Below are 342 nucleotides of genomic sequence, written 5' to 3'. Positions count from 1 at the left end.
GCCCGAGCCGGACCGGAAACCGCCCTCACGGCGCTCACCGCCCGAGCCGGACCGGAAACCGCCCTCACGGCGCTCACCGCCCCGGAAACCGCCGTCGCGGGAACCCGACCGGAAGCCGCCCTCGCGGCGTTCGCCGCCGGCCGAACGGTCGTCGCGGTCGCCCCGGTACGAGGGACGGTCGTCACGGCGGGCGTCACCGCGCCCCTGCCCGCGCTCGGCGCGGTCCTCGTAACGACGGGGGCGGTCCCCGCCCTGCGGTCCTGAACTCACAGGTACATCCTTCCTAAGTGCGTCGCCAAGGACGCTAACGCAGTCAAGGGCCGACCCTGCTGGGGCGGCCCT

At 74.9% G+C, this 342-nt stretch carries 1 protein-coding gene; it reads left to right on the top strand.

What is annotated here, in order from left to right; genetic code table 11:
* Nucleotides 1-264: hypothetical protein (locus tag ACNAVT_RS31870; RefSeq protein WP_416301714.1), on the top strand; the 264-nt coding region annotated here is incomplete at its 5' end.
* Nucleotides 265-342 lie beyond the last annotated feature (78 nt).

The sequence above is a fragment of the Micromonospora sp. SL4-19 genome (assembly GCF_047921475.1).
Classification (GTDB): Bacteria; Actinomycetota; Actinomycetes; order Mycobacteriales; family Micromonosporaceae; genus Micromonospora.
Note: the sequence above shows the minus strand (reverse complement) of the source record. Positions and strands in the feature narration are given on the sequence as shown.